Here is a 15135-nt window from a genome sequence, read left to right on the forward strand (position 1 = left end):
CCCCATAGACCCCTATCCCACGGACACGGCCGCTTATTTACTGTGGAACCTTGGCCGCGGGGCTTGAGCGCGAGTGCGACGCGCTGCCGTGCCGGCGCATCGCTATCTGTCAACTGCGATTCCGTCGTCTGGGTCCATGAACTGCAGACCCGTGAGGGCTGACAATTTGAGCACGGCTTCTGCTATCCAGTGCGCGGGCAATTTCCTTTCGCACAAACGCGGCGGAAAAGTTCTGCGACCGCGCATCGGGCCAATTAAAGGCTGCCGGATGGCTTGAAGTCTAATAAAGAGGCAGTCTGCGGGTGGTGCACCGCTGGCCCAAGGGCGGTCGAAGCAGCCGTCCCTTTTTCAGCGACTTAGCGGTCGCGCAATGAGCGCTACTCCTTCGGGGGATCGTATACGATGCATGTGCCAGGCGCGCGGATATCAATGGCCTCGGCCGTCAACGAGTCCATCGGGTATAGGGCGCCTATGATATCTCCCTGCTTCGCCCAGAGGCGCGGGTGCCTTTCCACCATCCGTTGATGTATTCCTCTTCGCTTGGCATCGGACCCGAATAATCATAACTCTGCCGGCATTTCCTCAGCAGAACTGGCCGCGTCAGGGCGGCTTTGATACTTTTGGGGTAGAACCGATCCAAGCCCTCATCGCGAATATAGCAGCCGCAGATTGGCCGCCTTGTTCGATTGTCCGAAGGCAAACGCAGGAAATCGGCGTTTCGCGAACAGCTCGCGACAAACTTCGACCCGATCGCATCGACGGCGAGGTCTGGATCTTACGGGCCCGCTATTTGTCCTCGTTCCGTGACGATGGCAGAAGGGCAAAGGGGCGGAAGCGAGGGGAAGCCTTCAAGATAAGACGCCCCCTCGTCCTCAGCTGCCGCTATATCTGGGTCGCCCAGCGTGTCGGCCGTCAGGCCTTCGGTGATCGCCTGTGTGCGCTCCCAGGCAGATCTCGCGCTAACGGGCCAAGCAAATCGCCATCCTCATCCACGCGGGGACGTCGCCTTAACGTTCTAGGACAAATGCCTTGATCAGCGTTTGCCTTTCCTCAGCAAAACTGCCGCGCCAGGTCCGCTTTGATATTCCCGTGCGGATCGTTCCTTGTGACTCTACCAGCGTCAAACCGACGTTTTTAAGCGGATAGGCACATGATCGCCGATAAATCCAACGATCCGCTCTATTGTATGCCTCACGTCCGCGAATGCGCAGTGGTGCCAAGCTTTTTATTTCATCCAGTACGTCGAAAAAGACGCACTTCACCGCCCCCTACATCGCATTACCACCAGACGAACCGCGAATCGTTCTCAAGTATATGCGATTGAAACGCAAAGTGTCAGCGCAATATTTGACGCGGTTCGCATACTGCATTATTCTTCAATAGGCAGAGCCAATGACGCCTTTATCCGATCCATTACGACCATCGTCTTGACTGCTTTGATATCAGACTCATGAAAAAATCGGCGGGTAAATGCCTCATACTCGGCCATGTCCCGGACAGAGATCAGCAGAAGGAAGTCGGCTTCACCCGTCACATAGTACGCACTCATGATCTCAGGCGTGCGCCGAACCGCCTGCTTGAATCTATCAATGATATCTACCCGCTCACGCTCGAGACTGATCGACGCCAGCATGAGCATGGGACGACCCACGGCTTGTGGCGAGACTATGGCAACGTCAGCCTCGATCACACCTTCATCACGCAGTCGCTTCAGTCGCCGCTGACAAGCGGTCGCAGAAAGGCCCGCAAGTTCGCCCAATTCAGCCGTCGTCAGGCGATTGTCGCGCTGCACTGCGTTGAGAAGCTTGCGATCAACTCGATCCAGGTCCATTTCACGATCACTGCAAAAAAGGAGAGGTTTGCGCAGAAAAACTGCTTGGCTCACACGATATTAGCCTGAGTTCCACAAGGATCAAGCCATAAAATGATCCGATCAGCGAAAGGCATGTGCCTCCCGTGGTGAACCTCTTGTCTTATTAAATTCGGCCGAATGGTATGATCGCCCGCAACGGTAGCTCGACGGCTTCTCAATCAAGGCATTTCGTTGCCACAACTGCAGAAATGGGCGTCCCGAGTAGATTTTGCGCTCTTTACCCACGTAACACGGATCTGATGACGAGCATGACAAGCCATTTTCTTCCTTTGGACGTCCTCCGGCAGGAATTTCCAGCCACCCAAAGCGCCATTTACATGGATGTTGCAAATCAGGGGCTCATATCCAGAACCACCCGTACGTCCATGGATCAGCACCTTGATAATCGACTAAACGGCTTGAATGACGAAGAAGGAATGATGCAGCTTGTCGAGCAAACACGCTCCAGATTTGCTCAATTTATTGGGGCCGAAAAGGACGAAATCGCTGTTACGAAGAATGCATCGGAAGGCATTAACATAATCGGAAACGCGATTCCTTGGAAGCCCGGAGACAATGTTGTCCTGTGCCGCCAATTGGAGCACGCAAACAACATCCTTCCTTGGCTTCAACTCAGGGACAAGCACGGAGTTGAGCTGCGGATTGTAGAATCTGATAACGGCGCAATCCCGTGCGACGCTACTATCGATCAAATCGACTCGCGCACCCGTATCGTTACAGTATCGACTGTCACAATGGTGCCAGGTTTCAAGACAGTGATGGAGCCGATAGCCGAGGCTTGCAAGCGTCTTGGCGCCTTTCTTTTGGCCGACGCCTCCCAATCAGTTGGCATCCTCCATACCGATGTCAAACTGCTTGGCGTCGACGGTTTGGTGGCTTCATCTTACAAGGGGTTGATGGGCCTCTATGGGTTGGGATTTCTATATTGCCGCCGGGAATGGGCGGATCGCCTAAGCCCTGCCTACCTCGCCCGCTTTAGTGTCGATTTGGGCGACGCACCAGAGTCGGCTCCAATATTCGATTCGGTAAAATTGCGCGCCGGCGCGCCCCGTTTTGAGATTGGCCATTTCAATTTTCCCGGCGTCATAGCGGTCCACGCATCCATCGGACAGCTGATGGAAATCGGCACGCCCGCCATTGAACAAAGCGTTACATCGGTTGCAAGGCGACTGGCGTCGGGCCTCCTAGACCTCGGGCTCCCGGTCTGCGGCGGAACGCCAGGGGATCACACCGGAAGTATTGTTGCTCTCGGAGATCCAGCACCTAGTTCGGGAAAAGCCGATAGCCGCATTCAGTCGCTGCACGAGCATTTATTGAAAAACCAGGTGATCGTCTCAGCACGCCGGGGAATGCTGCGCTTCTCGCTACATTTATACAACACAGCAGACGAGGCTGACCGAGTTGTCGGCCTGGCAAAGAACTGGCTGGCATAGCCGCAAGCTTGCGTTCTCAAGGAGGGATAGGAGTATTCATGTCGTCCATCAGCACACAAACGGTAGAGCTTCTCAAACAACTCATAAAAATTGAGAGCATCAACCCTTCAGCGTCGGCAAAGGGGAGCGGTGAACAAAAGGTCGCTGAGTTCCTCGAGGCCTTTTGCCGAGAGCGTAATCTGCCCTTTGAGTATCAGGAAGTCACCGACGGCCGCGCCAACTTCTTCACCTGGGTTCCTGGGCAGGAGCCCGACAAGCGTGTCCTGTTCATATCCCACATGGACACGGTGCCGGTTGATAATTGGGAGGCAGATCCTTTTTCGCCGGACGAACGGGATGATCGGATTTATGGGCGAGGAAGTTGTGACGATAAGGGCCCGCTCGCGGCAATGCTCATGGCTCTTAGCACCCTGGGGGACCGTAAGCCACGATACACGATTGTCCTAGGTGCAAGCGTCGACGAAGAATACCGAAAGAAGGGGGCGCGAAAAATCGCTCAATCAGGTGTATCCTACGAGGCCGCAGTGGTCGGTGAGCCCACTGACTTGGAGCTTGTCGTTGCACATAAAGGATCGGTCCGCTGGCAGGTTGAAGTGGAGGGTGTGCCCGCTCACAGCTCCAAGCCCCATCTCGGAGTGAACGCGATCACAGGAATGGCCAAGGTTATCTTGGCGCTCGACAAGATTAATGAGACTCTGTCCCAACGCGTGCACCCCCTGGTCAGCCCCCCGACCCTCACGATCACGCTCATCGAAGGGGGTGCGGAATTGGCGACGGTACCGCCATCCTGCCGGGTGTGGATCGACCGGCGGCTCATACCGGGAGAGCGACCGGCGGACGCGCTCCAGGAGGTAGAAAACATCCTGGAGGGCCTGCGCCAGGGTCCCGATAAGATCAAGGTGCGCTCGCTGCTACCCGCTCTGGAAGATCCAGCTCCCCCGAGTGCGGAAGCCACAAAAATCGCCGCGGTGGCGGCAAAGGCCTGTGCTGAAGTTGCCGGAACGGGCCAGCACCGCGGAGTTCCATATGGGACGGATGCGAGTCAGCTGTCGTTGGGAGGTATTCCCTGCGTTATTCTTGGACCTGGGAGTATTGATCAGGCCCATACTGCCAATGAGTACGTGGAGATTGATCAATTGGCCAAAGCGGTCGACATCTACCAAAAGATCATGCTTACCTACTAGCGACCACTGGCACAATCACGCAAGAATAGGACCCCGCGATGACTTCGGCTTCGCGGGACCACGTGCCTTACGGTAGATTTCAAGCCCTACCAAGCCACTTAGATTTGATCCCGCCGTTGCCGGATGATCATCTCTGACCTCGATGCAGCAAGAGGCTGGCGCATTGGGACGGATATCGGCTGGGGGCTTCGCAGCTGACATCCGCGGCCTCATGGTCCGATCCAGGCGAAGACGACAGCTTACCTGATCTTGGGCTTCCGATAATGACCATGACAAATGTTTGAGGCAGATAAACTCTTCTCTGCGGAGGCCGATGATCATTTTCATGATGAATGCGGCATATTCGGTGTCTTTGGCCCCTTGGATGCGGCCACTATCGTAACCCTCGGCTTGCATGCCCTGCAGCACCGGGGCCAGGAGGCGGCGGGCATTGTCTCCTATGACGGCACGCAGTTCCACGTCGAACGTCATGTCGGCCTGATCGGCGACACCTTTACCAAGCAGCCGGTCCTCGACCGGCTGAAGGGCACGCGCGCCATCGGCCACACCCGCTACGCCACCGCGGGCGGACCCGGGCTGAGCAACGTACAGCCTTTCTTCGCCGAGTTGGCCGACGGCGGCTTTGCCATCGCCCACAACGGCAACATCACCAATGCGATGACGCTGCAGCGTACGCTGCAGAAGCAGGGTTCGATCTTCTCGTCGACCTCCGACGCCGAAACGATCCTGCATCTCATCGCAACCAGCAGCGGGAAGGACGTCATTTCGCGCTTCATAGATGCGGTTCGCCAACTGGAGGGCGCATTCTCATTGGTAGCGCTCTCCCCCACAAAAATGATCGGCTGCCGCGACGCGCTCGGGATCCGGCCGCTGGTACTAGGCGAACTTGACGGCGCCTGGATCCTGGCCTCAGAGACCTGCGCGCTCGACATCATCGGTGCGCGCTTTGTTCGAGACCTCAAGCCTGGCGAGATGGTCATCGTCACCGCTGAGGGAGTGGAGAGCCTGTTCCCGCTCGAAACGCAGAAACCGCGGTCCTGCATTTTCGAGTATGTCTATTTCTCTCGTCCGGATTCGTCGGTCTAGGGCCGCAACGTCTATGAAGTGCGGAAGAAGATTGGCGCCGAGCTCGCCATCGAGAACCCGGTCGATGCCGATATCGTAGTGCCTGTGCCCGACGGCGGCACGCCGGCCGCGATCGGCTTCGCCCAAGCCGCCGGCCTGCCCTTCGAGCTCGGCATCATCCGCAACCACTATGTAGGCCGCACCTTCATCCAGCCGACGGATTCCATCCGCCACATGGGCGTCAAGCTGAAGCACAATGCCAATCGCCGGATGATCGAGGATAAGCGGATCGTGCTGGTCGACGATTCCGTAGTGCGAGGCACAACCAGCCAGAAGATCGTACAGTTGCTGCGCGATGCCGGCGCGAAGGAAGTTCATATGCGCGTTGCTTCGCCGCCGACACGCTCCTCATGCTTCTACGGCGTCGACACGCCCGAGACGGCGAAACTTTTAGCGTCGCGCATGTCGATCGAGGAAATGGCCAAATTTATCCGTGTCGATTCGCTTGGCTTCCTGTCGATCGACGGGCTTTATCGAGCTCTCGGCGAAACGGCCCGTGAGAACAAACAGCCTCAATTCTGCGACGCCTGCTTCACTGCCGAGTATCCGACCCGCCTACCCGACCAAAGGCGCTGACAACGTCCGGGCTCTGTCGGCTTTCGCCGCAGGCGGACAGTGAATCTGGCTAGCCAGGTGGAGCGGCTTCGTGGTCGGTATGAACCCCGAAGCACTGCTGCTCGGAAGGTGAAGGGTGGTCAGCCAAAGGGCAACCTGGCCTGGTAACGTTGAACTCGGCCGGAACCATTCTGCGGGCTTACTGCGGAAGAGTCCTTCGACCGCACCACCTCTGAGCGATCCCTGGTCCGTATGTTCGAACACGGCGCGCCGACAGATGCAGCGTCGGTGTCCGGGCACAGCGCCGCTGCGCAGATCAGTCGATCAATCTTCGGCCCGCTGTTGTGAAGCCGGTCGCGATGGCATGGGGCGGGTCAAAAGGTGCGGATCGGCGGCCTGTGCGATGAGCTCCTCCGAAAGGTCCGGCTGCTCGGCCAGGACTTCGCGGATCGTTTTACCGGAGGACAAGACTAACTTTGCAAGCTCCGCCGCCCGATCATACCCGATCGCGGGCGTCAGAGCTGTTGCCACGGCGGTGCTGGCTTCGAGATGCCTGCGGCAAGTCTCTGCATTGGCGGTAATGCCCACGACGCACTTCGTGCGCAGAACATCGACGGCATTGGTGAGAAGCTCAAGCGAGTGCAGTAAATTGTAGGCGATCACCGGCTCCATGACGTTCAGCTGCAGCTGTCCCGCTTCGGAGGCGAGTGTGATCGTGAGATCGTAACCGATGATCTGAAAGGCGACCTGATTGACCACCTCCGGCACTACAGGATTGACCTTTCCGGGCATGATCGAGGAGCCGGGCTGAAGCGCTGGCAAATTGATTTCGTTCAGCCCCCCACGCGGGCCGCTGGAAAGCAGCCGCAGATCGTTGCATATCTTCGAGAGTTTCGTGGCCGTCCGCTTCAGCATTCCCGAGAAGAGCACGAAGGCACCGGTATCCCAGCAGGCTTCGATCAGATTTCCGGCCGGGATAACGGGCAGGCCGGAAATCGCGCGCAACTCGGCGACAGCTGCCGCCTGATAGCCGGGGTTCGTATTGATGCCGGTGCCAATCGCCGTGCCACCGAGATTGATTTCATGGAAGAAAGCGCCAATCTCACCGAGACGGGCCACATCTTCCCGCAGCGTCGTCGCGAAAGCCTGAAACTCCTGGCCAAGCGTCATCGGAACTGCGTCTTGCAACTGCGTGCGGCCCAGTTTGATCACGTCCGAAAAGGCTTCCGACTTGCCCTCCAACTCAGTCGCGAGTTGCTCCAAAGCTCGTTGCAATGCCCCGCGTGAAAGAAGGATCGCAAGACGGATCGCTGTCGGATAAACATCGTTTGTCGATTGGGCGAAGTTGACGTCGTTATTGGGGTGCAGTTGGTCGTATTGTCCGCGTGGCAGTCCCATGATCTCCAAGCCGCGATTGGCGATCACTTCATTGATGTTCATGTTGGTCGAGGTGCCTGCGCCGCCTTGAAACACATCGAGCGGGAAATGGCTGAGATGCCTGCCGGCCGCGATTTCTTCGCAGACCTGGCAGATGACATCGGCCTTTTGCTTGTCCAGATCGCCGAGCACCGCGTTGGCGCGTGCCGCTGCCATTTTCACGTAGGCAAGCGACTTGATGAAGTTCGGAAAATGGCTGATCCGGATACCAGAAATCGGGAAGTTAGCAATGCCCCGAGCCGTTTGCGGGCCATAATAGGCATCGACCGGGATGCTTACAGGGCCAAGCGGATCTTTCTCGATGCGCTCTATTTCTGGAGCCTTCGTCACCACGATTACCTCAGTCATTGCGCTGGCGCAGTTGGCTCGGAGGCGCATGTCAGTTGGAAGCCTCCAACTCGGAGCTCATCGAAGCCTCGTCATAGCTCCGCGGGCCGAGCGGTCCCCACAAGGAAAAGTGGGCCTCCGGGCTTCGAAGTAGTTGCGGAGCGGATCCCTCCGGGGACAGAAGAGAACCAGCTCGCTGCGCCTCCATGGTGGCGCCCTATTGTTTAGCCCGATCGCCGTTTGGATCGAAAAACGCCCGGAGCGACGCGTCGCATTCATAGAGTTTGCCGGCGATCTCGATTTCCCATCGACTGTTTTCAATCAGGTCCTTCGTGACACCAGCGGGGTGGTTTACATATCCCATTCCGATTGACGTTCCGATCGTAAAGCTCTTCACGCCGGACGAAATATATCCGACAATCCTCCCGTCACAGCGGATAAGCTCTTCATGAAAGAGGACAGGCTTCGGATCGCGAAGCTTGAATGATACCAGTCGTTTTTTAAGCGGTCCGGAATTTTTCTGGGACGTCAACGCGTCTTTTCCTATAAAGCCGCCTTCTTTATTCCAGTCCACTGTAAATCCTAACCCCGCTTCAAGCAACGTATCAACTGGTGTTAGATCGAGCTGGTATTCTCGGTAGGCGCGCTCGGACCGCAGATGTTCAAGCGCGTGGTACCCTGCAGCCTTGAGGCCATACGCTTGGCCGGCCTCCCAAACAACATCAAACACGTGCTGTGCCATCTCGGTTGGAATATGAAGCTCCCAGCCAAGTTCTCCGACATAAGTCAGCCTGTTGGCTATCACACGAGCATATCCGATATCGATTTCCTGACTGGTAGCGAATGGGAACGCCGAATTCGCCAGATCTGTGTCGGTTACCTGCGATAGGATCTCGCGCGATCGCGGGCCTTGCAATGACAGGACCGCGTACCCAGACGTGAGATCGGTGACCGTGACATTCCATTCGTCAGTAATGTGTTTTGTTATCCAGGCCTTATCCCGAGGATGGACGGTCGCTGACGAGATGATTAGGAACTCTGTCTGCGACAATCGGTTTACAGTGATGTCCGTCTCTATCCCGCCCTTTTCATTGAGCATGTGGGTGTATACCAGCTTTCCCACAGGTACATCCACGTTGCCGGCGCAAAGCCACTGAAGGAAACGGCACGCATCGCGACCGTGAACCAAGTGTTTGCCGAAAGAGCTTTGGTCCAACAAGATGGCATTGTTGCGGGCAGCCTTGCACTCCTGACTGGTATATTTGAACCAGTTCGGCTCGTCGTAGGAGTAGACGTTTTTAGTCGATTCCCCCTCCCCCGCGAACCACATGGGACGCTCCCATCCCATTCCTTCGCCAAAGCTAGCTCCAAGCCTCGCCCACCGGTCGTGAAGAGCGCTTTTGCGGACACCTCGGGATGTCTCAGACTGGTAAGCCGGCCAGTGCATCTTATAGTGAAGACCCAACACTTCGGCTGTGCGATCGTGCAAATATCGTTTATTGATCTGGAAGGGATGGAAACGGGCGACATCCACGAAGCTGATATCCATCTGAGGCTCACCGGCAATGATCCACTCTGCCAGAGCTCGTCCGGCTCCCGCGCCGTATTCAATGCCCTCTGAATTATAACCTGTCGAAACGAAAAGATTTTTCGATCCAGGAACTTCACCAATCATGAACAGAAGGTCAGGGGTGAAACTTTCAGGACCATTGAAAAACTTTGCAATGCCGCAGTTCGCAAGATCAGGAACAATCTCTATCGCTTTGGTCATCGGTAGCTCAAAGTGATCCCAGTCCTCAGGAAGCTCGATGTACGCCGTTTCCTTCGGAAGCTTCCCCATCGGCAAAGGTTTTCCCCAAGGCTCGAAGGCACCAACCAAGAGCTTTCCTGTATCTTCCTTCAGATACACATGCCCGTCGGTGTCGCGTAGCACTGGCAAGGTGGGCGTCACAAAATCCATGGCTTCGGTCACTACATAAAAGTGCTCTGCCGCGTATATCGGAATTCGTGCACCTAACTTTGACGCAAGTTCTCTGGTCCAAAGCCCACACGCAAGCACGAGAATTTCAGCTTCAACAACTCCGTCGTTAGTCCGAACTTGGTAGCGTCCGTCTGCGGTACGCCAGAGGTCTGTGACTTCTGCGTTTTCGGAAATTTTTACGCCGTTCTTTTTGGCGCCAAGAGCTAACGCCATGCATGTGTCGACAGGATTGGTTTGGCCGTCACCAGGGATAAAGACTGCGCCTTCGATGATTGACGCGTTGAGCGCTGGATAGAGTTTTTTCGCCTCGCTAGGCGAGATCATGTTGGCCTCAAGGCCAAAACTTTTGGCGATCGAGGCGTTGCGTGCAGTTTCGTATAGGCGTTCCTTGGTTCTGGCGACCCCAAGCGTGCCATTTCGCTTGAATCCGGTAGCTTGGCCAGTCTCGGCCTCCAGCGCGGAGTAAAGTTCAGCATTGTATTTTGCGATCTCCGTCAGTGCGTGTGTCCCACGCGTCTGCATGATCAAACCCGCAGCGTGCCAAGTTGTACCGGACGTAAGACTGTTGCGCTCCAAGAGTGCGACGTCCTTCTTACCGTTCCTTGCAAGGTGAAAGGCAACACTTGCTCCCGCGATCCCTCCACCAACTATGACGATCTCGTGGTGGCGAGTCGCTGTTTCACGAGGACGGAAAGGCGGATTCGTAATCATATGTATCCTTGTTCGGTTTCACTCGGAACTGGCAGCGGCAAGGTGTTTCGACGAGTTCGGCCATCTTGAGCTTATGCGGGCCGCTTCCGCGCCATTTCCGGCCTTATGATCATGAGTCAGTCACTTTCCAGCAGACTAAGGGGCGAAGCTCGCGTAGATCGCGCTAATTGTGCCGCAAAAGCGGTGTCGTTCTGCGTATTCTTCGGTTGGGCGCTGAATTATTGCGCGGGAGAACGGGCGGCGCTGATGAATCAGGGTTGGTCCGATTGCGAACACTTCCAAAGCGTGTCCGAGCACCCAGATGGTAAACTGCGCCGTCTCTCAGATAGCGGCCCTTGACCCACGGCTGGGTCGCGCGCCTACACGAGCTCAGGCGATGGCCGCGTCCTTCGCGGCTGGTCCCTCGATAGCGCTGTGGCTAGCGAGTGGATTGCGGCTGCATCATGTAGGTTGCCGACACAAACTGCTCGAGGAAACCATCGACAGCCAACAAAATGATGACCTAGGCATGCCCCGAGAGAAGACCCCAACCCCCATGTCCTGCGCGACGTGGTCGCCTTTGCCGCCGAGCGGCCGAGGAAGCTGAAGGCGAACGCCGCCCACCGACCGCCCTCCGGCGAAAAGAACCCGCGCTTGCCCAGTGCCACGGCTGTCCCGAGCGCGACTGTGAGACGCGCGTCGGCACCCTCGAGCTTGCGCATCCCAAGCTGCGGAGGGCTCCTACTTCCCTCTTAAAGACGCTGACCGCAGTCGTGCGGGAGGTTGGCGGAACGACTAATAGCGGCCGCTGCTGACCAGATCCGGTGAAGTCCTCAGCGCCATCACGGCTGCCGCGCGAAGCTGCATAGTGCCAACGATCGGCTCACCGGCTAGATCAAGCGGAAGACAATGGTCGGCGGCTTCTTCTCCAAGGAGATGCCATAGTCCGCCTCGCAGGTGCGCTGCTCCTGCTCATAGCGATGAAGGAGCTTGTTAGGCCAGATGAGCCATGATCCGCTTATGGGCCTGCCGGCTGTGGGCTGATACGCCGGCTGCATGCCAGAGCGCGCGGCGACCAAGTCCTCAGCTACACCCTTCCGTGGGCACGATCTCGCGTCGATTGCGAAAGATCTGTGGCATTGAATGGGTTATGAGTGGCCGGAATACTGATAGTTGCCCGACAGGTAAACTCAGCGCTCTTCCGGGTAAGATGAAAAGTTAACGGATTGGGAAGCGAAGCACTTCGGCCACCTTCCCAATCCGGCTGCCTAAAAGCTTTCAGCTAGTCTACGACTATCAACTCTCGTGCGACGTCGGCTAGCCGCTCGCCACCCTTTTCGGTAACAACAAACGACTCCGAGATTGCGGCTCCGAAGGCAGGAGGCCTCACTCCTGATTGGAAATGGAAGCACATGCCAGCCTGGAGCACGGTCTTTTCGCCGGCGCGAATGCTCACAGTGCGCTCGCCCCAGTCTGGCGGAAAATTCATGCCGATTGAGTAGCCGGAACGGCCTTTTTTGACGTACCCGTGGCGGTTCAGAACGCTCAGCCAGACGGTGTTCAGTTCGTCGACGATTACACCCGGCTTTGCCATTTCTAGAACAGCGTCGCCACCTTCGATGATTGCATTAGCGAGGTGTTGAGCCTCCTTAGGTGGCTTTCCCATGTAGACCGTACGCGTCAGAGGCGCGTGATAATGGCGCCTGGCCGCTCCAATCTCCAGGAGGACCAGCCCCGACTTGGGCAGGGGCTTGTCCGACCATGTGAGGTGTGGAGCGTTCGTCTTCTCGTCAACCTGTATCAATGGACAGAGGCTTGTATAATCACCGTATTTCCCATCAACGCCTCTGGTCTGATCAGCATAAATCTGAGCGACGATTTCGTATTCAGGAACTCCTGGCTTCAGATTATTGATCGCCTGGCGCATGGTGTGGCTGACAATCCGACCCGCTTCCCTCATGTAGACGAGTTCAGCGTCGGATTTGACCAGTCGGGCCCAATTAACGAGGCCGCGGCTGTCAGAGAACTTTGCATTTGGAAGGCCGTTGACAAGGTGCTGATGCGCCCGCGCTGTATAAAAATGCGCATCGAGCTCGACCCCTATGCGATCAGATCCCCAACCGCGGGATTTTATGATTTCGCTGACTTCGTCGTAGGGATGCAGCTCCACATGATGAAGTCGGTCGTCGGAAAAATTGATAATGTTGTCAGCAGGCAAGTCCGTCGTGGCACGAGCGCCGTTCACGTCGACCAGTCGCCCTATCCAAATCGGCGTGTCCGATTTTAGGTGCAATAGAACCACTTGTGGCGTGTAGAAGGACCAAGCGTCATAGCCGGTCAGCCAGCACATATTTGCGGGGTCTTGGCAGATTAGCAGGTCGAATCCTGCTTCCTCCATCCGTCTCTTCACGTCTTGGATACGGCGTCGATACTCCGCCGGCTGAAAGGGTTTCTCAAAGTCCATTTGTAATCGTCCTCTAAACCTAGGTTGGCTGACCGGACAAAGCATTCCCGCCCAATCCGTGCTGGTTCCAAACCTAGCATGCTTCAGAGGCCTGCTTCGCGCGGACCTCTTCGGCCAATCGCAGAAAACCTGCGTTATTTGGGCTCCGTGCGCAGCTTCACCTCCCCTTGGGAAAGGGGCTCGCCGCGTGTCCGCAGCGCTGCGGCCTTTTGATAGCCGGACCACGGTGGAAATGTGACCCGCCGCTTGATCCACGGAAGAGCGACGCCGAGGGCGGGGCTCTTCTGGAGAACGCTGCACTACAGGCAAGCTGGCGTCATCCAGATCAGATGGACCACCTGGGACGGACCACGGCCGTGCAAATATCCTGCCCGAAGGCCGTCGTGAAACCGCCTAGGCAAAGCGGCGTTGCGCATGGCCCCCTGTAGGGTATTGGCGGCGGAGACAATCCCCGATTTAGCATCCCAATACCGAGCTACTACGCCTCCCCCATGCCAGAGCCCGCTTGGCATACTGGTAGCGGTGACGTGCTGACCCACAACTACGTGGTTTCATTTATGCACTGTTCAATCTGCTAAAGACGCCCCGCAACTTGGCGCTCGCTAGACGCGGGCCGCGACATCATTTGTCCGAAGCGCCTTTGCAAGCTTCGTCGTCTTGGACACAAAGCGACGAAGCGGCTTTTTACCCGGTCCTCAAAATTGACCGGAATGTTGCGCTATGCTGCCTTCGTCCGATCGGCCATTACGCCGGCCACGACCTCGCCGAACGAAGCCGGCGTCGGCACGATGATGACGCCAGCTTCCTTGAGGATCTCGACCTTCTCTTGAGCAGACTCGCCGAAGGCGGAGATGATTGCACCGGCATGGCCCATGCGGCGGCCCTTCGGCGCGGAAAGGCCGGCGATGTAGGCGATCAGCGGCTTCTTCGTGTTGTCGCGCGCCCAGAGTGCGGCTTCCGCTTCCTGCGAACCGCCGATTTCGCCGATCATCACCACGGCATCCGTACCGTCATCGTTTTCGAACAGTTCGAGGATGTCACGGAAGGACGAGCCGTTGATAGGATCGCCGCCGATGCCGACGCTGGTCGAGACCCCGACGCCCATCGCCTTCATCTGCGACGCTGCCTCGTAGCCCAGGGTTCCGGAGCGCCCAACAATGCCGACACGCCCGGGTAGGTAGATCGACCCCGGCATGATGCCCATCAGAGCCTGGCCGGGCGTGATGATGCCGGCGCAATTGGGTCCGATCAGCCGCAGCCGGACTTCGTAGCGGTAGCGGCGCATGTAGCGCTTCACCCGCATCATGTCCTGCGACGGGATGCCGTCGGTGATGCAGACGCAGAATCTGATGCCGGCGTCTGCCGCTTCCATGATCGAATCCGCAGCGAAAGGCGGCGGCACGAAGACGATGCTCGCATCGGCCCCGGTCTCGCGCGCCGCGTCCTTGACGGTGTTGAACACCGGCAGGCCGAGATGTGTCTGGCCGCCCTTACCGGGTGTGACGCCGCCGACCACATTAGTGCCGTAACGCTTCATGTCCTCGGCGTGAAAACTGCCGATCTTGCCCGTAAATCCCTGTACGATTACGCGGGTGTCCCGGTTAAGCAGAATTGCCATTCTTTCCTCCCCTCAGCCTGCTTTTTTCAGTGACACCGCGCGCCAGGCGGCGACGGCTTTTTCGGCGGCTTCGGCCAGTGTGTCGGCCACGATCACCGCCTCGCCGGAATCGGCCAGGATGCGGCGCCCTTCCTCGACCTTGGTGCCGGCCAACCGCACCACCAACGGCACGTTGACGCCGACTTCGCGGATTGCCTTGACAACGCCCTCGGCGACCCAGTCACAGCGATTGATGCCGGCGAAGATGTTGACGAGGATGGTCTCGACATTCTTGTCACCAAGTACGGCGCGGAACGATTTCGCAACCCGCTCGGGCGAGGCGCCGCCGCCGATGTCGAGGAAGTTTGCCGGCTCGCCGCCGGCGATCTTGATCATGTCCATCGTCGCCATGGCGAGGCCGGCGCCATTGATGATGCAGCCGATATTGCCGTCCAGCCCGACATAGGAA

At 57.4% G+C, this 15135-nt stretch carries 7 protein-coding genes and 2 pseudogenes; 3 read left to right on the forward strand and 6 right to left on the reverse strand.

Translation table 11 applies throughout. The features are described from left to right. Positions 1–1369 precede the first annotated feature (1369 nt). A complete protein-coding gene (locus EOA86_RS03760) occupies positions 1370–1831 on the reverse strand; it encodes an Lrp/AsnC family transcriptional regulator (RefSeq protein WP_091598579.1) in 462 nt (153 codons plus the stop codon). A 290-nt stretch (positions 1832–2121) separates the two neighbouring features. On the opposite strand from EOA86_RS03760, the gene EOA86_RS03765 reads away from it, so the two are divergent. The 3 genes and pseudogenes from EOA86_RS03765 to purF all read left to right on the forward strand — a co-directional run bounded on the left by EOA86_RS03765 (position 2122) and on the right by purF (position 6234). Beyond that, positions 2122–3306: an aminotransferase class V-fold PLP-dependent enzyme gene (locus EOA86_RS03765; protein WP_244529130.1), complete on the forward strand. Its 1185-nt coding sequence runs from the start codon at positions 2122–2124 to the stop codon at positions 3304–3306. A 38-nt stretch (positions 3307–3344) separates the two neighbouring features. Continuing rightward, complete coding sequence (locus EOA86_RS03770) at positions 3345–4490, forward strand: M20 family metallopeptidase (protein ID WP_091598585.1); 1146 nt, start codon at positions 3345–3347, stop codon at positions 4488–4490. A gap of 276 nt (positions 4491–4766) precedes the next feature. Next, positions 4767–6234 (forward strand): annotated as a pseudogene (purF, locus tag EOA86_RS03775) (amidophosphoribosyltransferase). 260 nt (positions 6235–6494) lie between these two features. Here the strand turns inward: purF and EOA86_RS03780 are convergent. The 5 genes and pseudogenes from EOA86_RS03780 to sucC form a co-directional block, all read right to left on the reverse strand. Continuing rightward, positions 6495–7955, reverse strand: a complete 1461-nt coding sequence (locus EOA86_RS03780) for an aspartate ammonia-lyase (protein ID WP_091598589.1) — start codon at positions 7953–7955, stop codon at positions 6495–6497. A 196-nt stretch (positions 7956–8151) separates the two neighbouring features. Further along, positions 8152–10626, reverse strand: a complete 2475-nt coding sequence (locus EOA86_RS03785) for an FAD-dependent oxidoreductase (protein WP_091598592.1) — start codon at positions 10624–10626, stop codon at positions 8152–8154. Between the two features lie 1261 nt (positions 10627–11887). After that, positions 11888–13069, reverse strand: coding sequence for a Xaa-Pro peptidase family protein (locus EOA86_RS03790; RefSeq protein ID WP_091598598.1), 1182 nt, complete (start codon positions 13067–13069; stop codon positions 11888–11890). Positions 13070–13787: 718 nt separating this feature from the next. Then, positions 13788–14687, reverse strand: a complete 900-nt coding sequence (sucD, locus tag EOA86_RS03795) for a succinate--CoA ligase subunit alpha (RefSeq protein WP_091598602.1) — start codon at positions 14685–14687, stop codon at positions 13788–13790. Positions 14688–14699: 12 nt separating this feature from the next. Further along, positions 14700–15135: pseudogene (sucC, locus tag EOA86_RS03800) on the reverse strand (succinate--CoA ligase subunit beta); the annotation flags it as partial.

It is taken from the genome of Mesorhizobium sp. M5C.F.Ca.IN.020.32.2.1 (assembly GCF_004023105.1).
Classification (GTDB): domain Bacteria; phylum Pseudomonadota; class Alphaproteobacteria; order Rhizobiales; family Rhizobiaceae; genus Mesorhizobium; species Mesorhizobium wenxiniae.

Excerpts from the sequence above, each read along its gene's own strand:
- EOA86_RS03760 (WP_091598579.1), bottom strand. The coding sequence starts at position 1,831 with ATGGACCTGGATCGAGTTGATCGCAAGCTTCTCAACGCAGTGCAGCGC.
- EOA86_RS03765 (WP_244529130.1), top strand. The coding sequence starts at position 2,122 with ATGACAAGCCATTTTCTTCCTTTGGACGTCCTCCGGCAGGAATTTCCA.
- EOA86_RS03770 (WP_091598585.1), top strand. The coding sequence starts at position 3,345 with ATGTCGTCCATCAGCACACAAACGGTAGAGCTTCTCAAACAACTCATA.
- EOA86_RS03780 (WP_091598589.1), bottom strand. The coding sequence starts at position 7,955 with ATGACTGAGGTAATCGTGGTGACGAAGGCTCCAGAAATAGAGCGCATC.
- EOA86_RS03785 (WP_091598592.1), bottom strand. The coding sequence starts at position 10,626 with ATGATTACGAATCCGCCTTTCCGTCCTCGTGAAACAGCGACTCGCCAC.
- EOA86_RS03790 (WP_091598598.1), bottom strand. The coding sequence starts at position 13,069 with ATGGACTTTGAGAAACCCTTTCAGCCGGCGGAGTATCGACGCCGTATC.
- sucD (WP_091598602.1), bottom strand. The coding sequence starts at position 14,687 with ATGGCAATTCTGCTTAACCGGGACACCCGCGTAATCGTACAGGGATTT.